21 protein-coding genes and 1 riboswitch are annotated in these 22,393 nt (G+C 34.9%); of the genes, 8 read left to right on the top strand and 13 right to left on the bottom strand.

Features of this window, described 5'->3' with window-relative positions:
* Positions 1-97 precede the first annotated feature (97 nt).
* The 3 genes from leuD to AB8B52_RS02145 form a co-directional block, all read right to left on the bottom strand.
* Positions 98-688, bottom strand: coding sequence for a 3-isopropylmalate dehydratase small subunit (gene leuD, locus AB8B52_RS02155; RefSeq protein ID WP_406024778.1), 591 nt, complete (start codon positions 686-688; stop codon positions 98-100).
* A 136-nt stretch (positions 689-824) separates the two neighbouring features.
* Entirely contained in the window at positions 825-2,207 is a 1,383-nt protein-coding gene (gene leuC, locus AB8B52_RS02150) for a 3-isopropylmalate dehydratase large subunit (protein WP_406024777.1), read from the bottom strand.
* Between the two features lie 3 nt (positions 2,208-2,210).
* Positions 2,211-3,386: a 2-isopropylmalate synthase gene (locus AB8B52_RS02145; RefSeq protein ID WP_406024775.1), complete on the bottom strand. Its 1,176-nt coding sequence runs from the start codon at positions 3,384-3,386 to the stop codon at positions 2,211-2,213.
* Positions 3,387-3,530: 144 nt separating this feature from the next.
* Here AB8B52_RS02145 and AB8B52_RS02140 point away from each other — a divergent pair, with 144 nt between their 5' ends.
* The 3 genes from AB8B52_RS02140 (at position 3,531) to AB8B52_RS02130 (ending at position 7,866) form a co-directional block, all read left to right on the top strand.
* Complete coding sequence (locus AB8B52_RS02140; protein WP_406024773.1) at positions 3,531-5,078, top strand: hypothetical protein; 1,548 nt, start codon at positions 3,531-3,533, stop codon at positions 5,076-5,078.
* Between the two features lie 137 nt (positions 5,079-5,215).
* Positions 5,216-5,339, top strand: a riboswitch (SAM riboswitch).
* Between the two features lie 141 nt (positions 5,340-5,480).
* Entirely contained in the window at positions 5,481-6,779 is a 1,299-nt protein-coding gene (locus AB8B52_RS02135) for an O-acetylhomoserine aminocarboxypropyltransferase/cysteine synthase family protein (RefSeq protein WP_406024771.1), read from the top strand.
* Positions 6,780-6,858: 79 nt separating this feature from the next.
* The gene (locus AB8B52_RS02130) at positions 6,859-7,866 is read left to right on the top strand and encodes an alpha/beta fold hydrolase (protein WP_406024769.1); all 1,008 of its coding nucleotides are present in this window, start codon (positions 6,859-6,861) and stop codon (positions 7,864-7,866) included.
* A 222-nt stretch (positions 7,867-8,088) separates the two neighbouring features.
* On the opposite strand, the gene AB8B52_RS02125 is transcribed toward AB8B52_RS02130, so the two are convergent.
* From AB8B52_RS02125 to AB8B52_RS02095, 7 genes are all read right to left on the bottom strand, one after another.
* Positions 8,089-9,258 carry a hypothetical protein gene (locus tag AB8B52_RS02125; protein WP_406024767.1) on the bottom strand — a complete coding sequence of 390 codons (1,170 nt, stop codon included), beginning with the start codon at positions 9,256-9,258 and terminating at the stop codon, positions 8,089-8,091.
* A gap of 156 nt (positions 9,259-9,414) precedes the next feature.
* Positions 9,415-9,660 (bottom strand): hypothetical protein, encoded by a 246-nt coding sequence (locus AB8B52_RS02120; RefSeq protein WP_406024765.1) that lies wholly within the window; start codon positions 9,658-9,660, stop codon positions 9,415-9,417.
* A 28-nt stretch (positions 9,661-9,688) separates the two neighbouring features.
* A complete protein-coding gene (locus AB8B52_RS02115) occupies positions 9,689-10,534 on the bottom strand; it encodes a DUF5777 family beta-barrel protein (protein WP_406024763.1) in 846 nt (281 codons plus the stop codon).
* A gap of 7 nt (positions 10,535-10,541) precedes the next feature.
* Positions 10,542-10,940: an OB-fold protein gene (locus AB8B52_RS02110; RefSeq protein ID WP_406024761.1), complete on the bottom strand. Its 399-nt coding sequence runs from the start codon at positions 10,938-10,940 to the stop codon at positions 10,542-10,544.
* The gene (locus AB8B52_RS02105) at positions 10,937-11,494 is read right to left on the bottom strand and encodes a YceI family protein (protein ID WP_406024759.1); all 558 of its coding nucleotides are present in this window, start codon (positions 11,492-11,494) and stop codon (positions 10,937-10,939) included. Before AB8B52_RS02105 ends, AB8B52_RS02110 begins: the two co-directional genes overlap by 4 nt.
* 30 nt (positions 11,495-11,524) lie before the next feature.
* Complete coding sequence (locus AB8B52_RS02100) at positions 11,525-11,896, bottom strand: hypothetical protein (protein WP_406024757.1); 372 nt, start codon at positions 11,894-11,896, stop codon at positions 11,525-11,527.
* A gap of 487 nt (positions 11,897-12,383) precedes the next feature.
* Positions 12,384-14,039 carry an alpha/beta fold hydrolase gene (locus tag AB8B52_RS02095; RefSeq protein ID WP_406024755.1) on the bottom strand — a complete coding sequence of 552 codons (1,656 nt, stop codon included), beginning with the start codon at positions 14,037-14,039 and terminating at the stop codon, positions 12,384-12,386.
* Between the two features lie 576 nt (positions 14,040-14,615).
* On the opposite strand from AB8B52_RS02095, the gene AB8B52_RS02090 reads away from it, so the two are divergent.
* The 5 genes from AB8B52_RS02090 (at position 14,616) to AB8B52_RS02070 (ending at position 19,825) form a co-directional block, all read left to right on the top strand.
* Positions 14,616-15,089 carry a nucleoside deaminase gene (locus AB8B52_RS02090; RefSeq protein ID WP_406024753.1) on the top strand — a complete coding sequence of 158 codons (474 nt, stop codon included), beginning with the start codon at positions 14,616-14,618 and terminating at the stop codon, positions 15,087-15,089.
* A gap of 158 nt (positions 15,090-15,247) precedes the next feature.
* Positions 15,248-15,466, top strand: a complete 219-nt coding sequence (locus AB8B52_RS02085; RefSeq protein WP_406024751.1) for a hypothetical protein — start codon at positions 15,248-15,250, stop codon at positions 15,464-15,466.
* 20 nt (positions 15,467-15,486) lie between these two features.
* Complete coding sequence (locus AB8B52_RS02080; RefSeq protein WP_406024749.1) at positions 15,487-16,899, top strand: FAD binding domain-containing protein; 1,413 nt, start codon at positions 15,487-15,489, stop codon at positions 16,897-16,899.
* Complete coding sequence (locus AB8B52_RS02075) at positions 16,892-19,216, top strand: xanthine dehydrogenase molybdopterin binding subunit (RefSeq protein WP_406024747.1); 2,325 nt, start codon at positions 16,892-16,894, stop codon at positions 19,214-19,216. Before AB8B52_RS02080 ends, AB8B52_RS02075 begins: the two co-directional genes overlap by 8 nt.
* A gap of 219 nt (positions 19,217-19,435) precedes the next feature.
* Positions 19,436-19,825 carry a hypothetical protein gene (locus tag AB8B52_RS02070; protein WP_406024745.1) on the top strand — a complete coding sequence of 130 codons (390 nt, stop codon included), beginning with the start codon at positions 19,436-19,438 and terminating at the stop codon, positions 19,823-19,825.
* Positions 19,826-20,060: 235 nt separating this feature from the next.
* On the opposite strand, the gene AB8B52_RS02065 is transcribed toward AB8B52_RS02070, so the two are convergent.
* Genes AB8B52_RS02065 through xdhC form a run of 3 tightly spaced genes read right to left on the bottom strand, consistent with a single transcriptional unit; the run spans position 20,061 to position 22,390 of the window.
* A complete protein-coding gene (locus AB8B52_RS02065) occupies positions 20,061-20,570 on the bottom strand; it encodes a nucleoside-triphosphatase (protein ID WP_406024743.1) in 510 nt (169 codons plus the stop codon).
* Positions 20,567-21,574 carry a hypothetical protein gene (locus tag AB8B52_RS02060; RefSeq protein ID WP_406024741.1) on the bottom strand — a complete coding sequence of 336 codons (1,008 nt, stop codon included), beginning with the start codon at positions 21,572-21,574 and terminating at the stop codon, positions 20,567-20,569. The genes AB8B52_RS02065 and AB8B52_RS02060 overlap by 4 nt, the downstream gene beginning before the upstream one ends.
* Positions 21,575-21,610: 36 nt before the next feature.
* Positions 21,611-22,390: a xanthine dehydrogenase accessory protein XdhC gene (xdhC, locus tag AB8B52_RS02055; protein WP_406024739.1), complete on the bottom strand. Its 780-nt coding sequence runs from the start codon at positions 22,388-22,390 to the stop codon at positions 21,611-21,613.
* Positions 22,391-22,393 lie beyond the last annotated feature (3 nt).

Here is a 22,393-nt window from a genome sequence, read left to right as displayed (position 1 = left end):
AGCAGGAATTTCACCATACTTTCAATTAATTAGTTAGTTTATTTTTAATTTTTGTTTCGGTTTAATTTTTGTTTTCAAAAACATTAAACCATTTCGTTTAGTGCATTCTTTGAGCTTCAAAAGCCTCAATTAATGATTTATTGTTTACAAGATAATCAATATCATCGTAACCATTAATCATACAGGTTTTTTTATAAGCATCTATTTCAAAATTTTCTGATAAATCTGAATGTTCCACTAAAATCGTTTGATTTTGAAGATCCACCACTAGCTCTGTTTCAGGATGTGCCGTCACTTGTTCTAACAATTTCTTTAAAAATTCAGCCGAAACTTGAACTGGAAGCAAACCATTATTTAAAGCATTTCCCTTAAAAATATCAGCAAAGAAACTCGACACCACCACTTTAAATCCAAAGTCTGTAATTGCCCAAGCTGCATGTTCTCTGCTTGATCCACAGCCAAAATTATCTCCAGCAACCAATATACTTCCTGAATATTTAGAATTATTTAAAATAAAGTCCGTATTCACCGAACCATCTTTATGATATCTCCAATCTCGAAATACATTATCACCAAAACCTTTTCGATCTGTCGCTTTTAAAAAGCGTGCAGGTATAATTTGATCAGTGTCAACATTCTCAATATTTAGAGGAATGGCTTTGGATTTTAGTGTTATAAATTTTTCCATACTACTTCCTGTTAAGGCAGGAATCTATTTTAATTACTAATTCTGTCTGGTCAAGCGCAGTCGAGACCTTTGTTTTGTAATCATGTTTTCAAATAAAAGAAACCTCTCGACTGCGCTCGAGGAGACAACCTTTATACTAGTTCAAATACTTCATAATATCAACAATCTTCCCCTCAACCGCAGTCGCTGCTGCCACCAAAGGACTTGCCAAAATAGTTCTTGAGCCTTGTCCTTGACGTCCTTCAAAATTTCTGTTTGAGGTAGATACGCAATATTCTCCTTGTGGAATTTTATCATCATTCATAGCCAAACAGGCTGAACATCCTGGTTGACGCAACTCAAATCCTGCTTCATCAAAAACAGTTTTAAGACCTTCTTCTATGATTTGAGCTTCCACTTGTTTACTTCCTGGCACTAGCCAAGCGGTAACATTATCTGCTTTTTTCTTACCTTTAATATAGTTTGCTGCTACCCTAAAATCTTCAATTCTAGAGTTGGTACAACTTCCTATAAACACAAAATTAATTGGTTTATTAATTAAACTTTCACCAGCTTCAAAATTCATATAAGCTAATGACTTTTTAAATGATGGATTTTCATCCATAGGAATCGACTCAGAAATCTTAATTCCCATACCTGGATTTGTTCCATAGGTAATCATCGGCTCTATGTCTTCCGCATCAAAATGATATTCTTTATCAAATTGAGCATCGTTGTCTGTTGGCAAGGTTTTCCAATAGGCTACTTTTTTGTCAAATTCATCTCCTTGAGGTGCAAATTTTCGATCTTTAACATAGTTAAAAGTCGTTTCATCTGGAGCAATCATACCACCACGTGCTCCCATTTCAATACTCATGTTGCAAACGGTCATTCGACCTTCCATACTCATGTCTTCAAAAACATTGCCTGCATATTCGCAGAAATAGCCTGTACCAGAATTTGTACCTAGTTTCGAAATAATATAAAGAATCACATCTTTTGGTAACACACCATTTTTCAGTTTCCCATTAACAGACACCCTTAAACTTTTAGGTTTGGTTAACAACAAACATTGGCTTGCAAAAACTTGTGCCACTTGGCTTGTTCCGATTCCGAAGGCAATCGCTCCAAAAGCTCCGTGCGTGGACGTATGACTGTCGCCACACACCATCGTCATTCCTGGTTGTGTGATGCCCAGTTCTGGTGCCATCACATGCACAATACCGTTATATTCATGTCCTAACTCATATAAAGTGATGTTATTTTTTTTGCAGTTTGTAGACAATTGTTCTAATTGCTTTCTAGAAAGTGCGTCTTTAATCGGTTGATCTTGATTTAAAGTCGGAGTATTGTGATCCGCTGTAGCCACAATTTGATTGGGCCTAAATACAGGAATTCCGCGTTCTTCCAATTCATTGAAAGCCTGCGGACTAGTTACTTCGTGTATTAAATGTTTGTCGATATATAAAATCTGTGGCCCATTTTCTATTTTACTGACCACATGTGCATCCCAGACTTTATCGAATAATGTTTTACCCATCTTTTATGCTGAAATTATTTGTTGATACACGTTGCTTGTTTCAATAATTTGATGAATATCGTTATCATTGATTTCTTTCTTTTGGTCTGCAAAAGTTAAAAAATTAGCGTAAACATCATCCAATTGAAGCTTTGTTAATTCATAACCTACAATTTTGGCTCTATAAGCTAGTGCAGCTCTTCCGCTTCTTGCTGTTAATACAATGGCAGATTCCGTAACGCCAACGTCTTTGGGATCAATGATTTCGTAAGTTGCTCGGTTTTTAATCACACCATCTTGATGGATACCCGAACTGTGCGCAAAGGCATTTGCTCCTACAATGGCTTTATTTGGTTGTGTGTAAATTCCCATACTATCACTTACCAATTGGCTCATTCCGTATAACATGGAGGTATTGATATTAGTATCTAAATTAAGATATGGATGTTGTTTTAGCACCATCACAACTTCTTCTAAAGCTGTATTACCTGCGCGTTCTCCAATACCATTAATGGTGCATTCAATTTGGCGTGCTCCGTTAATAACGCCTTCTATAGAATTTGCTGTAGCCAAACCTAAATCGTTATGGCAATGGCAAGATAAAATGGCTTTTTCAATGCCTTTGACGTTTTCTTGTAAATATTTCATTTTAGCACCATATTCGCTCGGTAAACAATAGCCTGTGGTATCTGGAATATTTAAGACCGTTGCACCAGCTTTAATGGCTGCTTCACATACTCTTGCCAAATATTCGTTATCCGTTCTACCAGCGTCTTCTGCATAAAATTCTACATCTTCCACAAAAGACTTGGCATATTTTACAGCTTCAAAAGCACGTTCAATGATGGCATCTCTATTTGATTTAAATTTATGAAGAATGTGAGAATCCGACGTTCCAATTCCTGTATGAATTCTCGCTTTTTTAGCATACTTTAAAGATTCCGCAGCAACTTTGATATCGTTTTCAACAGCTCTGGTTAAACCACAAACCGTCGCATTTTTAACAATTTTTGAAATGGCCTCGACTGATTTAAAATCACCTGGACTAGAAACAGGAAAACCAGCTTCTATGACATCTACGCCAAGTGCATCTAACTGTTCTGCGATCACCACTTTCTGCTCAGAATTGAGTTTACAACCAGGAACCTGCTCACCATCGCGAAGGGTTGTATCGAAGATTTGTATATTGTTATTTGACATATATCAAAATATAGTTTAGTATTGTTACACGAATATATATTTTGAATACCAAAAGTCACCGCAACTTTAGCTGCACTTTACGATGTTCAAAAGCAAAATAATATATTAAAATACTGATTTAAAGAACCATAAGCCTATTTTCTATTGACAACTAAAGACCAAAAAGATAATTTATTCTCACTTGTAAAGTCCTTGACAAAGTCTGAAAAACGGCAATTCAAACTTTATGTAGGGAGACTTGGTGTCAATTCTGATTCTAAATTCTTAAAACTTTTTAATCTTTTAGATAAAGCAAAAACTTACAACGAAGCTGCAATTATAAAAACGGGTATTGTAAAAAAACAGCAACTCGCCAACGTAAAAGCACATTTATACAAACAAATTCTAATTAGCTTAAAGCTTAACCCTTCGCATCAAAATATACGTTTACAAATTAGAGAACAACTCGATTTTGCTTCAATTTTATACCATAAAGGTTTATACAAACAGAGTTTAAAAATTTTAGATAAAGCCAAAGAATTGGCCATTTTAAATGAAGAAAAAAATTCAGCATTCGAAATAGTAGAACTTGAAAAAATCATTGAAGCTCAATACATTACCCGAAGTATTAACACCAGAGCAGATGAATTAGCTGTGCAAGCCAAAACGTTGAGTGCTCAAAATGTAATTGCTAGTAAATTATCTAACCTATCACTTCAACTCTACAGTACCATTCTTAAAACGGGCTATGTAAAAAACGAAAAAGAGAGTACTTTAATTACGAAATACTTTAATGATCGGCTGCCAAAATTCAATCTTAAAAAAGTTGGATTTAGAGAAAAACTTTGGTATTACAAAGCGCATTTGTGGTACAGTTTTTTAATGCAAGATTTTCTGAATTGCTATAAATTTGCTTCAAAATGGGTAGATCTGTTTCATCAAAACCCAAGCATGATTAACCTTAATCCTGTGTTTTATTTAAAAGGAAACAACTATTTACTAGAGTCGATTTACTTTATTAGAAATAAGCCGAAATTCGTAAAAAAATTAAAGCATTTTAAAACTACGGTGACCAATACCAAATTCAATAAAGACGAAAATGTGTCGACGTTGATTTTTCTCTACACCAATTTTCATAGTATCAATCAGCATTTTATCGATGGCAGTTTTGAGAAAGGTTTGTCCTTGATTCCTGAGATTGAAAAACAACTTACTGTCTTTAAAGATCGTATTGATCCGCACCATAAAATGATTTTTTACTACAAGTTTGCTAGTTTACATTTTGGTGCAGGCAACAATAAAGCATGTATTGTATATTTAGATAAAATTATTTCGAATAAATCGCTTTCAATGCGCGAAGATTTACTTTGCTTTTCAAGAGTTTTGAATCTTGTAGCCCATTACGAAGCAGGTTTAGATTATCATTTAGAAACGCTTTTAAGAAGTACCTACAAGTTTTTAATAAAGATGAATGACTTGCATGAAGTGCAAAAAGAAATGATAAAATTTATTAGAGGCCTTCAAGATATTTACCCTCACGATCTTAAAAATGCATTTAAAGATTTATTAGTGACGCTCAGAACTTACGAAGATCACCCGTTTGAACGTAGAGCTTTCCTCTATTTAGATATTATTTCTTGGCTAGAGAGTAAAATTGAAAATAAACCTGTTGGTGCGATTATTCAAAATAAGTATCTGCTAAATAATCGCTAGATATTTTTTGAATTTCACAAAAAAAACAGAAAAACCTTGATTTAATTTGGATATTAAAATTTTGTGTTGCAATATTTGTGCTCACAAAGTTCAAACACTTACTGACAGGAAAATTATATTTTTTTAATTTTCCGAAAATGTTATCAAGAAAGGCGGAGAGATAGACTCGTTGAAGCCTTAGCAACCCTTAGATTTACTGAGAAGGTGCTAAATTCTACTTAATATTTCGATTCATTAATCGAAACATTGGATAGATAACTCAAGACTAATTACCCATCTGTAATTAGCATTTTCTTTATAACATTTTTCTAGTATTTACGCTATTTATAGCGTTTCCGAGCATGAAATTAGTTTTCATTATTGGTTTGAATTAATTTTTTATTAACTCAAAAAACAAGAAAAATGAGTACACAAAAATTTGCAACCCAAGCGTTGCACGCAGGACACGACACCAATTTAACAGGAGGCACAAGAGCTGTTCCTATTTACCAATCTACAGCTTATGTTTTCGATGATTCGGATGACGCAGCAGGACGATTTAATCTCTCTGTTCCAGGATTTATCTACACCAGATTAAACAATCCTACAAACGACATTTTAGAACAACGTCTAGCTACCTTAGAAGGCGGTATTGCAGCAGTGGCAACCGCTTCTGGAACCGCAGCAATCTCAACTACATTGCTTACTTTATTGCGCGCAGGCGATCATATTGTAGCGTCTAGTAGTTTGTATGGAGGCACCTACAATTTATTGAGTGTCACGCTTTCTAGACATGGTATTACCACCACGTTTGTAGATCCATCTGATCCGGAAAATTTTCAGAAAGCAGCGCAAGAAAACACCAGAGCTATTTTTATAGAATCTCTAGGAAACCCAAAGCTAGATGTCTTAGATATTGAAGCCATTGCTGTAGCTGCAAAAGCACACAAAGTGCCTTTAATTGTCGATAATACCGTAGCAACGCCTTCTTTATTAAATCCAATAGAATATGGAGCCAATATTGTCATTCATTCTTTAACCAAGTACATCAATGGCAACGGAACGTCTCTTGGAGGTATCATTATTGATGCTGGTACTTTTGATTGGACTAACGGCAAATTTCCAGAATTCACAGAGCCATCAGCTGGTTACCATGGTTTAGTCTATAGCGAAGTTATCGGTGCAGCAGCATTTATTGCTAAAATTAGAATTGAAGGCCTACGTGATTATGGTGGAGCTTTGAGTCCGTTTAATGCGTTTCAAATTATTCAAGGTTTAGAAACTTTAGAATTACGTATTAAAAAACATAGCGAAAACGCACTTGAATTAGCGCAATGGTTACAAGCACAACCAGAAGTGAAATGGGTCAACTATCCAGGACTTGAATCGAGCAAATACAATGATTTGGCCAAACGCTATTTACCAAAAGGTCAGAGTGGTATTGTCACTTTTGGAGCTGACGGAGGTTATGAAGCTGCAAAAACGATTGCCGATACAACAAAGGTATTTTCACTTTTGGCTAATATTGGAGATACAAAATCACTCATTATTCATCCTGCGAGCACTACGCATCAACAATTAGATGATAATGCACAAGAGACTACTGGTGTCACTAAAGACCTTATTCGTCTCTCGGTTGGTATTGAAAATATTGATGATTTAAAAGCCGATTTAAAAGCTGCATTCGCAGTGGTAAAAGAGAAAAAAGCCCTTCAAAATTAAGCGCTATTTAATCTTTGTTTAATTAAAAATCGATGTCTTTTTTTTACGAGAGACATCGATTTACTTCATCCTTTTTAAAATGGAAAAACTGCATCATATACATCTTTCTAATTTTACAACAGCTAGTGGGAGCAAAAAAGCTATAAACTTGTCTTATCAAACGTTTGGCAAAGCTTTACATTCCGCTCCAATTATTTTGGTTAACCATGCCCTTACAGGAAACTCTAACGTCATTGGCGATAACGGTTGGTGGAATGATCTTATTGGAAACCACAAATGTATTGACACCAATCATTATACCATTTTAGCGTTCAATATTCCGGGAAATGGCTACGATAATCATCCTGAACATCTCATTGATAATTATAAGGATTTTACAGCTAAGACTATTGCCGAAATTTTCGCTCTTGGATTAGAACAGCTTAATATTCAACACTTATTTGCTGTAATCGGAGGTTCGGTTGGAGGAGGCATTGCGTGGGAATTGGCAGCATTAAAACCAAAACTTATAGAACACTTAATTCCGATCGCTACAGATTGGAAATCTACAGACTGGTTAATCGCAAATTGCCACATCCAAGATGCGCTATTAAACCATTCTTCGCAACCTTTGGCTGATGCCAGAATGCATGCTATGACCTTATATCGAACACCAGAATCTTTAACACAAAAGTTTGGAAGAACTAAACAAGACGCTACGCTTTTTAATATTGAATCATGGCTGAATTATCATGGTTCTGCGCTCGAAAATCGTTTTCAGGTGTCGGCTTATAAGTTGATGAATCAAATATTAAGAACGATCGATATAACTGACGGTAAGACTAATTTTCTGGAAGTGGCTTCTAAAATTGAAAGTGACATTCACATCATCACCATTAATTCTGATTTGTTTTTTAAAGCGAAAGAAAACTGGGACACGTTTGTGGAATTGAAAAGTGTCAAAGATAATGTGACGATTCAAGAAATTAAATCGATCCACGGACATGATGCTTTTTTAATTGAGTTTGAACAATTAGCCAAGTTCTTGAAACCTATTTTTAAGGTTGAAACGCCTGCTTGCCTTCCTGTTTCAAAATGTGTCGCCTAACTAAATTTACAATTAATTACAAAACCCGATTCATCTGAATTGGGTTTTTTATGCACAAAACTTAAGGTTGTCTAGGTTTTTAAAACGTCATCTGACACAAAATAAGTCTCAAATTCTTCAATTCAGGTTGCGCCTTATCCTTACTTTTTATTCTAAAACAAAAAAATCCCCAAGACCCTTAATTTCTTGGGGATTACCAATTAACTAATCAAAACTCAAACTCTAATCAATTATCGTAATAGTACCTGTCATCACTCCATGAAATTCACAGTTGTAAAACAAAGTATCTGGCGCATTTTCTGGAACTTGAAATGTAATTACACCATTAGATATACCATTATTTGCAACACCCTCATTAAAAGCATTACCTGTTCCTGATCCTTGAACGGATTTTATGATAAATGGATGTCCAGGACTGTTCACATTAAATTCATATGTAAACCCTCTTCTCAATTCTAAAGCAGGATTTGGAACATCAGTAAATTCAAATACATATGCAGACGCTCCAGTGTTTGACACCTCAAATACGCGCTCTATGCCACCATCATCTTCTGGTGCGATTTCAGTATCAGCATTTAAGATTGGCCAAACTCCAGCCGCTGGAAATCCAACTCCAAAATTATCGCCTCTATTTTCATCTCCACCAAAATAATATAAGGGCCAACCTTTGTAGGTTAACTGCGATTGTCCAAAAACATCTATAACTTGAAAACCAGCAATATTAATAGCACTTGGCACATGTTGTACATCTGTATGAAAAATTGGCCAAGACCCATTATTTGAAAAATCTGAAGCCGTATAATTGTTAACTCCATTACGATCATTAATAAAATGATACAGCGTATTCCCACGATCATCAGTAATGTAAAACGTCGCTTCATCACCTGGCTCAAAAGCACTATTAAGGTTGGTCTCATTACCGTTAGCATCTCGTCCTACCAATTGCGAACGCACTAGCATCACAGAATAATCTGGCTTACCTACAAACCAAGTTCCTCCGGCACCATCACCATTGATTTGACCTGCTTCGGCATCGTTAATAAAGGTGTATAATGGCCAGCCTTTATAGGTATTCTGACTTTGACCATCGGATCTTGTAATCGTGCCAAAATCTGAAGCCTCTAAACCTGAATCTAACGTAAGGTTTGCAGCAAAAAATGCTGGCCAGTTTTCAGCACAACCACCTAAGCAATTGGCTGCTCCTTTTGCATCTGGGGCAAAAAAGTAAAGTGTAAATCCGCTATCAGTTGTAAGGACATTACCAAATGTAGCATCGTTACGGAGTCTTACGGAATTTTCAACGTTTGGTTCTGGATCAGAACCATAGCCATCATCCGAACCGCAACTCATGGCTATCAGACTGGCAAAAATTAAAACAAATAAATTTTTCATGCTTTTTTTTTATAATTAATATGGGTACAATTGACGCAGTACCGTTTGCGTTTCATCTTATGTGTTTGTCATCGCTTTTTTAAAAAAGGCTCCTCCTAAAAGAAGCCCTTTTCCCTTATTCATCCTTCATAGCAATTGGGATCAATAAAAATGTTTCTAACAACTACAAACCGTATTCGAAAATGGTTCGCTACAAATGTTTTCACCTTTTTCAGGATAGCCGATATCTGACAGAACGTTTAAAGCCGCAGACAATTTATCTGCTTTTATAAAGTTGAAGGTGACGAGTGATTCTTTTGGATACAATCTCACATTAGAAATCGCCTCAATTTCTTGTAATTGCATTTTAATACCAACTGAACAACTTTTACAAAAGCCTTGCTCAACATGTATTTTTGCCATGGATGTGTTTCTCGTTGCTTCTAACATTTTAAAATACTCTTGAAACATTAAAGCCGAAGAATACATCACCATCTCCCCAATCTCCTGTGGCTTGTCCTAAAAACCCATTCGTATTCATAGGTTGTGCGTTAGTGAAATGCAACTGAAATACGTGACCACCAGTTTCTATGTCTAAACCAATTGAAAGTGGATTTACAAATGGTGAACTTTCCGCTCTATTTAAATGATAGCCATACTCTAAATTAACCGATAATCGTTTGGTTAATTTATGTCGTCCACCAAAACCAATGACATATTGAGAATTGTGTTGCTCATCAATATCTACATAGTTATCGTGAAAAAATGTAGGCATTAATTGAAGTGAAAAATCTGGACTAAACTTTTTTGAAATTAATAACTGTGTGGTGTAGCCGAGTCTATTTTCGAAAGTTAAACCAGGTAATATGGCATCGTCCAAAGACGTATTAATTAAAATATTACTTGAACTTACAATGGTGAACGGAAAGCCTCCTTTTTTTTCTCTAACCAATCGCATTTTAAGTGACGATTCATAAATTTTTCGAAATGAACTCCGTGATACTCCTATATTAATACCATCAGTAATACCATAAAGCAAATTGAGACGCGTTACGGCTTGGTCTAGACCAAAAAAGTCTTTAAATCCTGTTTCTACGGAACCAAACCTGTGCGATACCACAAAATAGAGTTCCTTTTTTGAAATCATTTTGGTGGATTCAAAATTTATAATCTTTAAGCCTTTAAAGGCTGCACTTTTATAATCTGCTTCAGTTTCAACATCGATCTCAGATAATAAATCATCTTGTGCTAATAGTAATGTTGGTAGTAAAAAAATTACCAGATATATGTATTTCATTTTAATATTATTTATTGATTATTGTGGCTTGGTCCATTTTTACCATTTCAAGCAATTCGTCATATCCGACGCAACGGCCTTTTAGTGTTACAAAAGTTTTGTCTGCCAATTTGGGTAGGTCTTCATTAGTAAATCGGACTTGTATTTTTTCATTCAAAACCACTTCTCCGTCTTCAACTGCAGTGACGTTTCCTTTTATCTCAATAACTTTATCTAAGTAGTTTGTTGTGGCTAACAATTCATCCTTTTGAAAATGAGAGAATAGTTCGTTGGCTGATAATGCTAGTGTCGCTTCCTCATTAGCAATATCTCTATGTTTGCTGTTAAATGTATAATCGTAAACACCAGCTCCAATAACAATGGCGACGACAATAAGACTTAGAATTATGATGGTTTTCTTTTTCATTTTTGACTAAGATTAAAATCTAAAGCGATGATGATTTCTTTTGCAATTTTGTTTTTTACAATGTTCGGAATGTCAATATCAAAATCATCAGGACTCACCACAAAGGATCCTTTTATCATCACCAAATCATCTACCTTATTCATTTTTAGCGTAGTGCGAATATCTTTTTCTTTTCCACGCAACATAATCTTCCCATCGATAACTACATCTGTAACATTTTCATCTAACTTAGAAAAATCAAAATCAATCAATTTTCCTTTAAACGTGGCTTTGGGATAGGTCTCCGATTCTATGTAGTTTTCGTTAAAATGCTCTTCCATTAATGAGTTTTTAAACCTAAAACTCTTCATGAGTGCCAAAGACGCCATTTCATTTGTTTCTGTATTCAAAATCACTGTAACAGAAGCATTTGCAGCTTTTACAGGTTCAAAAAGTTCTTCCGAAGCTTCAAAGCTGATGTTTCCTTTTTTATCAATATATTTAGTTTGTGCATCAACTGAACTTAGGTTTGTAAGAGCAATTGTAAGCAAAACCAAAGCGGTGATACTTTTCATTTTCTTCATGTCTATATGTATTATTTAATGTTAATTTTCTAACTGCCCATCTGCTATCCACTGTTGTATTTTATCAATGGTGGATTGTGGTAATCTTCCTGATGGAGGCATGGCACCAGGCGCACCACTTTGTAAGCTCATTCTATTGAGTATACTACTGGCTCTTTGATCTACTTGACTAAAATTTACCAACGCAAATGGAGCTCCATTGACAGGCGGACTAGAGTGACAACCAATACAAGCACTTTGCATTATTGGTAAAACATCGTCTGTATAATTGACTAAAATATTTGGATCTACAGGATCTGTGGACACTTCTATTAAGTCACTTTCACTATCATAACTACAGCTAGAAATAGTAAAAATTAGCAGGAACAAAAGAAATAATTTACTTGTTTTCATTTTTTTAATGTGATTAAAAATTGATACTCTAAAAGCTCTAAAAACCGTGTTAATTTGAAGGCTTAACTTATTGATTACAAAGGTATTTAGATTACTACTTTATCGTTAACACATATGCGCCTAAACCATAAACATTCCCGACAAATTGATGGTGTAAAACCGACGTTATGCAACATTTCCGACACGCTATTATTTATGATTTATTTCTGTTGAAAAGTGCGCTCGTAATTGTGATATTTTGCTGCTCAAATTTTGCTAACAAAAAGAAAGTAGTACAAGAAAAAACTGAGTTGAAAAGCGCTATTGTAATAGTGAAATCGTGGTGAAAAAATAACTTGTCTCCTTGAGCACAATTGGTAAGTCTTTGAAAACTCATATCTTCATTGAGGGCTCGACTGCGCTCGACCAGACAAATCAATATTAATTAACATGCAATTCGTTGCACCTAAATATAAATTGAATCCAGACCAGATAGCTTTGGTGATTACTAATTCTTTAAATCAGAAGGACTGATATCAAATTCTTTTTTAAAGCATTTGGAAAAATACGATGGGTTAGAAAAACCAGTTTTAAAGGCAATTTCAGAAATAGTATCTTGGGTACTTTGTATTAATTCTTTCGCCAAGTTTAGTCGAATTGATGAAATTAATTGATTCGGAGATTTTTGAGTCATCTCTTTAAGTTTTCGCTGCAATTGACGTTCACTCAAACCAACTTCTTTGCAAAGCATCTCCACACCAAAATACTCATTACTGAGATTTGAATTGATGGTTTGAAGTACATTTTCTAAAAAAACATCATTTTGAGGTAATGTATGATGTTCGAGATTATTGAGCTGTGCACTTTGCTTTGCTTTTTTGTTCACTCTAAATAATAAGAGTGACTCGCCAGATGACGTATCGAAAATTGTATTGTGAGATGAAAAATTCAAGTTAACACCAATCAACAGATTTTTTACCGTTTGCGTCAACACAATTTGATTAGGTTTTGATTGTTTAAAAATTGATGCAGCCAATTTTTCTGTGGATTTGCTGATACAATGATTGGTAAAACATTCTTTAATATGAATAGCAATATTGAGTTCTGCAGGCAAATCACACATCGTATCCATTAGATCTAGACTGCAATACACTGCTTTACTTGGACCATTAAAAGTAACCGTAAATGTTTCAGAATTATACTGCACCACATTGCCATTGTAGCGTTTTACATGCGTATTAATCAACTCTTGATACTTTGCTTTATGAGTATCAGAACACAAAAGTCGCCCAACAATAATGGTAAAAAGTTGCTTTTCATAAACAGGTTTTGGCTTAACATTTAATATAAAAGCCTTCATTTCTTCTAACACTTCCTCAGTGTTACCTGTCCAAAATAAATGATCACTCCCTTCAAATTCTACCAATTTAGAACCCTCAATACGTTCTGCGATAAATCGTCCTTCTTCAATTTTCACATCGATATCATTGGTGCGTTGCAATATTAACGTTGGTACTTTTATAGAACTCAGAATATCAATAATATCGACTTGTGTATTCATTTTAGTAATCACTAATGCTGCACTCGGACTCGCTCCTGAACGAAAATAATTAGCCAACCAGCGCATAAAAACAGCATCGTTAGCTTTTGAAGGTGCTAAAGATTCTAAATTCATATCACCACTGCCCCAACTATTTTCAATCATATCATAAACCTTTTGACGCTCTTGATGTGTTGGTGCCCAAGGGTAATTAGAAGCATAAATCCGTTTTGCGAATATGCCAAATGTAATCAGTAAAATGGTTCTATTGGGATAGGTGGCTGCAAAAAGTGCTGATACGGAGCCACCTTCTGAATGTCCAAACAATACTGCTTTTTCGGAATTAACAGCATCCATTACAGCTCTGATATCGTCCATACGTTCTTCTAAAGTCGGAAAATCCACAACACGATCCGAAAGGCCAGTACCACGTTTATCGAAAAGAACCACACGTGCAATTTTGCCTAATTCTTCTAAGAAATGAACCAATTCGGGACAAGCCCACATTAAATCGATATTAGAAATCCATCCTGGAATATAAACCAAATCAATAGCTCCCGATCCAAAAACTTGGTATGCAATATTTACATCTCCACTTTTAGTATATTTAGTATCAGGTTTCATTTATTAAAATGCTATTGCTGGTTTTTATTATAATCGATCGGTCTGAGCGACTCTCTATCTAATAAACAATCTAAACTCATTTTCTCCTTTAAATTTATGATTAAAAAAATATAAAACATAAGAAATAGGCATAAAAAACCATATAAGAGATTGAAAAACAATATTTTAAAATTTTTATTATTTTTAACAATGTTAAAGCTCAAATAAGTTGATTCATTAAAATTGTTGGATGTTTATAATTTCTAATCCAACTAAGAAGGCCGTAAATTTTAATTTGATGTTATCTGAATTTAGAATGCAATAACCGTTTTTTGAGTTCATAAAATGAATAAGCTCGACCCAAGGTTAAGAAGAATCAAGTTGAAATTTACTTCTCTATTTCGATGCATAGCATAGGGGAATGAAATCTAAAGATCCCGCTAAAAATCGGGATTAGTTCAACTAACAATTTTTAATTCATTGCTTCGCAACTTTTAAAAATTGAGTTTCACTAAATGAAAAGAATCTCGCAGAAAACTTTATATTAGCTAAATCGCGAAAACCAATCATAAAACAACAACTCATAAGACCGTGACTATGACAGATAAAGAACACTATATGAAAGAAGCGGTTAACGCAGCTTTAAAAGGCATGAAAAATAATGAAGGAGGACCCTTTGGTTGTGTTGTCGTTAAAGACGGAAAAATTGTAGGACGCGGAAATAATAAAGTCACCTCAACTAACGACCCAACGGCACATGCCGAAGTTACTGCGATTAGAGATGCCTGTAAAAATTTAGATTCATTTCAATTAGATGGTTGCGAAATTTACACCTCTTGCGAACCTTGCCCAATGTGTTTAGGTGCTATTTATTGGGCACGACCAGATAAAGTCTATTATGGCAGTAATCAAGTAGATGCGGCTAATATTGGTTTTGATGATGAATTTATTTATAAAGAAATTCCGTTGCCTTATGCTGAGCGTAGTATTCCTTTTGAGCAATTAGGGAGAGAGATTGCCTTAGAGCCTTTTCAGGAATGGGCTAGAAAAGAAGATAGGACTGAGTATTAACCAAATTACATCAAATACCAATGAGCGCAAACGAAAATAAAGAGGTTCAAATTCAATCAATTGTCGACAAATTCAAAAAAATTAATCTCAGATTATTTGAGGCATCGAAATCAAAATACCCTTCACATTATACTTTAGAAAGCTCCGCATAGGAAATAATGCAAATTTTAAAAAACACCCAGATTGATGATGAAGAATTTAAGCATTGGAAATTATGGAGAGTAAAAGAATTAGATATTTTTTTAGCAGATTTACCTGGAGAATTGCATCATGACTACAACAAAAAACTTGTTCGTTACAAAGGAAAATGGGATAATGAAAAGGATAAAATTACTGGTTGGATGGCCGACTTTAGACAGAAATTTAAGAGTATTTAAATATAAAAACAAATTAAAAATTGATAACCTTCATCCTAAATAACAAAACCATCACCACTTCAGAACATTCTGGAATGACCTTATTGGATTTTGTACGCTACGAACAACGTCTTACAGGTACCAAAATTGGTTGTCGTGAAGGTGACTGCGCAGCCTGTACCGTTTTAGTTGGAGAGTTAAAAAATGATACTATTGTATACCAAAGTATTACCTCTTGTATTTCTCCATTAGGAAATGCACATGGTAAACATATCGTCACGGTTGAAGGTACAAATCTTCAAAACAAACTAACAACGGCTCAAGAAGCCATGAAAGCTAATTACGCTACACAATGTGGTTTTTGCACACCAGGTTTTGTGGTGTCGCTCACTGGTTTTGCCTTATCTAATTCTGAAAAAAATTACAGTAACGCGATCGACGCAATTAGTGGCAATATTTGTCGTTGCACTGGCTATAAAGCTATTGAAAAAGCAGCACATCAAGTTGTTGAAAAACTAGAAAACTATCAAGAAGACCATAGATTTGATTGGCTCATAAAAAACAATTTTATACCTGAGTACTTCTCTTCCATTCCAAAACGATTAAAAGATTTAGAAGCAAAAGATCTCAATCAGCCCAAAGGAAAATATGTATCTGGAGGAACAGATTTATATGTACAACAAGCTGATAATTTAATTGATAATGATGTCCATTTGATTGCTGAAAAAGATTATTTAAAAGGCATTACAATTGAAAATGAAATTTGCACCATTGGCACCAACGCAACAGTGTCTGATTTATGGAACCATGTTGAATTAAATGCCATTTTACCCAACTTAAAAAACCATTTAAAACTCGTCTCTTCTGAACAAATTAGAAATATGGCATCCTTTGGAGGCAATTTAGTGAATGCGTCTCCAATTGGAGATATGACGATTTTCTTTTTAGGCTTGAATAGTGATATTACTATTTCAGATGAAAATCAGAAAGAACGCAGCATCGCACTAAAAAACTTTTATCAAGGTTATAAAACGTATGATTTAAACGCTGGAGAACTTTTAAAAGACATCAGCTTTAAATTACCAACACCACACTCTTTTTTTAATTTTGAAAAAGTTTGCAAGCGGACTCATTTAGATATTGCAAGCGTAAATTCTGCTATTCAAATTTCCGTTGAAAATCATATAATTACAGAAGCACATGTGTCTATTGGAGGTGTCGCTGCGATTCCGAAATATTTACATGAGACTTCCGCTTTTTTAAATAGTAAATTATTAACTATTGAAACCATAATGGAAGCCAACGAGATGCTTCAAAATGAAATTTCGCCGATAAGTGATGTTCGTGGTACAAGCGATTATAAACGTTTACTAGCGAGACAATTATTCTTTGCACATTTTACGGAATTATTCCCGAAGCAGTTTCAACTACATAACTTTGTTCAGCATGCATAAAAACAAATTAAATCATAAGCTTAACTCAAAGTTAGACGCGGTTTCTGTTGCTTTAAAAAAGAGCATTAAAAACTTAGATTCTTACACACATGTTCGTGGAGAATCATTGTATGTCGATGATGTGAATGTGCGACAAGGAACCTTTCATGCTGTGGTTTTTGATTCGCCAAAAGCACACGGAAAAATAAAATCTATAGACTATTCTAAAGCCGAAGCCTTAGAAGGTGTCGAACGCATTTTTACTTATAAAGATGTTCCCGGTGAAAATGAAATTGGAGGCATTATAAAAGATGAACCTTTATTCGCAGAACACGAGGTGCATTTTTGGGGAATGCCAATCGCTCTTATTGTTGCTGAATCTGAATTCATAGCAAGAAAAGCAAGAGGTTTAATTGAAATTGATATTGAAGAATTACCAGTCATCACAACTGCAAAGCAAGCCAAAGCAAAAGGTAGTTTTATCAATGCACCAAGGTCTTTTAGCCTAGGTGATGTAGAAAACGCTTTCAAAGATTGTGAATATGTCTTTGAAGGCGAAACCTTCTCTAACGGACAAGAACATTTATATATCGAAGCACAAGGAGCTTATGCCGAACCTTTAGAAAATGGCACTATAAAAATCACCTCATCCACGCAAGGACCAACAGCTGTTCAAAAAACAGTGGCCAATGTCCTTGGTGTTGCGATGCATAAAATTGAAGTTGATGTCACACGTCTTGGTGGTGGATTTGGTGGTAAAGAAGACCAAGCGACACCTTGGGCAGTGATGGCAGCTTTGGCGACTTATCATTTAAACCAATCCGTGAAATTAATTCTGAATCGTCATGACGATCTACGAATGACTGGCAAACGTCATCCTTATGAAAGTTCTTATAAAATCGGATTGTCTAAAGATTTAAAAATACTCGCCTACGAAGCTGAATTTCTTCAGAATTCTGGTGCAGCAGCTGATTTATCGCCTGCCATTGCTGAACGCACGTTGTTTCATGCGACAAATAGTTATTTTATACCGAATGTAAAAACGACTGTGATTAGTTGTAAAACCAACTTACCACCAAATACGGCATTTCGTGGTTTTGGTGGACCACAAGGAATGTTTGTTATTGAGTCTGCTATTGCAAAAGCAGCTTCTGAAATTGGTGTGAGTTCTAGAGAAATTCAAGAAGCTAATTTATTGGATGAAAATGACACATTTTCTTATGGACAGATTGCAAAAAAAGTAGAAGCTAAAAACACTTGGGATTCGGCAAAAGCCATATTCAATAGTGAAGCCCTTGAAAAAGAGGTTGAAGACTTTAATAAGAACAATTCAAGTTTCAAAAAAGGAATTGCTTTTATGCCAATTACCTTTGGCATTTCATTTACCAACACACCAATGAATCATGCACGAGCATTGGTTCATATTTACTTAGATGGCAGCGTTGGCATCAGCACAGCAGCTGTAGAAATGGGACAAGGTGTGAATACAAAAATGATGCAAATTGCAGCGCAAGTATTTTCGATTCCTATTGAAAAGATTAAGATTGAAACCACGAATACCACCAGAGTTGCCAACACCTCGCCATCAGCAGCAAGTTCTACGGCAGATTTAAACGGAAAAGCAACATTGATGGCTTGTAATTCGCTTTTAGAACGTATTAAAAAAGTAGCCTCTGACGACTTAAATACTTCAGAGGATAGTATCACTTTAAAAGATGAATCTGTTTATGTCAATAATAAAAAAACGGAATTATCTTGGACAGAACTCATCAGTAAAACAATGCTACAACGTGTCGCTTTAACTGAAAACGCACATTACGCCACACCAGAAATTCACTTCGATAAAACCAAAGAAAAAGGACACCCTTTTGCCTATCATGTTTACGGAACTGCCATCACAACAGTTACTGTAGATTGCACGCGTGGCATTTATGAGTTTGATTCCGTCAAGATTGTTCATGACTACGGAAAAAGCATGAGTGAAGGTATTGATTTAGGTCAAGTAGAAGGCGCATTAGCACAAGGCATTGGATGGATGACGATGGAAGAGATTGCTTATAATGATGAAGGCAAATTATTGTCAAACGCACTATCAACGTATAAAATTCCTGATATATTTTCGGTTCCAAAAGAGGTCGAAGTCATTCCTGTGGAAACCGAAGGCAACGATATGGCCATTTTAAAATCTAAAGCCGTTGGCGAACCACCTTTAATGTATGGGATTGGTGCTTATTTTGCGATCCAGAATGCGATTAAGGCTTTTAATCCTAATTACGACTTGAAGTTCCATGCACCAATGACTCCTGAGAAGGTTTTGATGGGTTTGTATAAAAATTGAAACTGAAATTTATCCTATCAACATATCCTGCAAGGTCTTGGAGACCTTGTAGGTATAAAACAAAAAATTAATACCTACAAGGTTTTTGAAACCTTGCAGGATAACCAATAAATAGTAGTCATCAAACTATACTACAAAAAACAAAACATCATTAAAGGCGCACTAATCTACAGTGCTGGTGATACTATTGCTGCACTTTTATTAGATGAATTTTCTTGGATGCGATTACTAGGAATGGTTTTAGTTGGAGCAACGTTTTACGCTTTTGAAATCCCCAATTACTTTGATTGGATTGTAAAAAAAACCCAATATTTAAAAGGCATTAAGGCAACTTTAAGCAAAACGCTTCTTGCTATATTGTATTTCAATCCCTTATGGATTGCCAGACATTTACTTTTTATAAAAATATTTTCTGGTCAGTTTGAAGCTATTGGGTTTCACCTTTTAGAGATTGCCTTTTGGTCGTTTTTAGTTAATATTCCTATTTCGTTTATTGCGAATTATATTATTCAAAATCAATTTAAATTGAAATGGCGTTTTCTTGGGTCTGCCATTTTTTCTGCAATTATGGCGATTTATTATGCGTTGAGTGACACACTTTTTAGTTAATCAAATTCCTTTGAAAAAAGGAATCTCATTAATAGAAACAAAAATACGCTCGTACTTTCCTGCAAGGTTTTATTTTAACCTTGTGGGTATGAAAAGTTGACTAAAAACTAACTATAACTTAAACGTTTTATTGATAATAATTTAAACCTACAAGGTTTTTAAAACCTTGCAGGATAACAAACGAAAAAATCAAAGTTTAAATTACCAGACCTGCTAGGTTTGAAAAACCTGCTATCTATGCTAGTAAAGACAAATCCTCCTTACTCAAAACTGAATATTCAGAAATCGAATAAAATCCCAAAACATCTTCAAACAAATAATCTCTAACCACTACAATCACATGCTGATGTTCATCCTTCATTAATTTCGGAATCAAGACTTTAGTGGCATCATGCAAACCTTCCCCTTTTAATTCTAACCGTCCTACTTCATCCAAAACGATATACCTGCAGAAAGGTTCCGCTGGAATCGAAACTAAATACGAATTAGCCTTGTCAAAAGCAGACTTCAAAAACTTAAACTTTCCAATTTCAACTATTGGGTCGTTTGAAGCTTCAACTTCGAGTTCAAATTCGGCTTTCGATTTCACATTAAGAAAATAACGTTTTCCGTCTTCACCATCTGGACAAAGGAAGCCATCGACATCAGTTCGGTTTGTCCCACTGAGCGCAGTCGAAGTGTTAACCCAAGTTTTTAGAGCTGTTGTTTTACCCGAGCGTATCTCGCCTTTTAAAATATAAATCATTCAGAAGTTATTTTAAAATGAATACAATTAGAAATGCTATTTGCCATAAAGTATTTGAAACGTGTATAGCCTTTTAAGTGTTTTGTTTCTTTCCATGTATGTGATAAAATCTTCCTAAAGTAGGGAAACAAATCCATGGCATTGGTAATATCTTCTTTGTATTGCGATTCCTTTCTGTTTAAATATGTTCGAATCAATTTCAATAAAAATGGCCCTATAACTAAGTACCAAAGCATTAATATTAGAAAGCTTCGCAATAAAATATAAATGGCTTTTTGCCAACCGAATAAGTCACCACCGAAAAATGAAAATGCCAATACAATAATGGCTACTGTAGTTAACCAGACCCAAATGATTTTAGTTTTAAATGAGGTTTTTGATTTTTTACCTGTTACTAAAACTTCATCAGATTCGATATAAAACACAGTTTCTTTTCGTTCTGAAATTATTTTAATGATGCTTCTAATAAATAATCCTGCCAATAAACCAGCAATTCCATAAACTACTAAATAAACGGTTACCAAAACTGCCGTTGTTGATGATTCTGAAACAAAATTCATCTTTTTCTGAACCCAAATTCCATAAAGGTTTATCGCTTCCCAAAGTTCCGTGCCATAAACAATAGTCAATATTAATAATTTCTGAAGAGCCGATTCTAAAAATGTCACTATTCCCAGAACCATTAAGGTTGCTCCTTTCCATGAAAACTTAGAAAATAATAGTGCACCAAAAAGCGCTTGAAAACTTACCGCAACATAAGCACCAAAAGGCGAATACGGACTTACTGCCATTTTAATAATCAATACAATAACCAAGGCTTTAAAAATAGCTTGCCATTTATTTTCGGCATAATAAGCGACAAGGCTTATTAATAAAATAGCGATTCCGCCAACAATCAATCCTGTAAAAGGAGTATTAAATACATGAAGAAATCCACCTAAACCAGATTCATTCAGCGCCCAAAGGGCTGTTAATTTATCTATGATGGATTTGTTGTTTTTCATGAAGAGATTCTTCGCTTCGCTCTGAATGACATAGTGTTATTTATTATTAGTACCATAATGCACTTGAAGTAATTGTGCCACAACACTAATCGCAATTTCTTTTGGCGTATCGCCACCAATCGGTAATCCTATTGGACAGACGACATTCTTCATGCCATCTTCAATCTTCATCTCTTTTATGAGCATATTATTAAAACGTGCTTTTTTGGTTTTGCTTCCAATTAATCCTAGAAATTTAGTTTCGTTTTGTAATGCCATTGCTATGATGTCAAAATCTATAGCATGATTATGGGTAAGAACTAAAACATAACAACTTTTTCCCCATTTTACGACATCTCTAAAGGTTTTAAAATCTATCTCACTCACCTCACATGGATTGATACTCGGATCTAATTCTTTTTCAGAAAACCAATCCGTTCTTGAATCGATAAGATTAACCTTAAAAGGTGTACCTATCAACAGATTAGCAATTTCTTGTCCAATGTGTCCTGCTCCAAATAAAAATAATTCTGGTGTTTGATTCATAGGCTCTATTATAAATTCTACTTTACCACCACAACATTGCTCAAACTCTGGCCCTAAGGTGTAGCCAGATTCAATAATTCTATTTTCATGTAGTGCTTTGATAGCTTGGTCTATGGCTAAGAATTCTAATTTTCCGCCACCAATGGTTCCAAAAACCTCCTTGTCTTCAGTTATAATCATACGCGAACCCAAAACGCAAGGTGTTGAGCCATAACATTTCGTCACAGTCACTAGCGCAACGGGTTGCTGCTTCAACTTAAATTCTGATAAACGTTCAATCCAATTCTTCATGCC

Origin of the sequence: Winogradskyella sp. (genome assembly GCF_045105575.1) — a bacterium.
Taxonomy (GTDB): Bacteria; Bacteroidota; Bacteroidia; order Flavobacteriales; family Flavobacteriaceae; genus Winogradskyella.
This window is presented reverse-complemented; position numbering and strand designations above follow the sequence as displayed.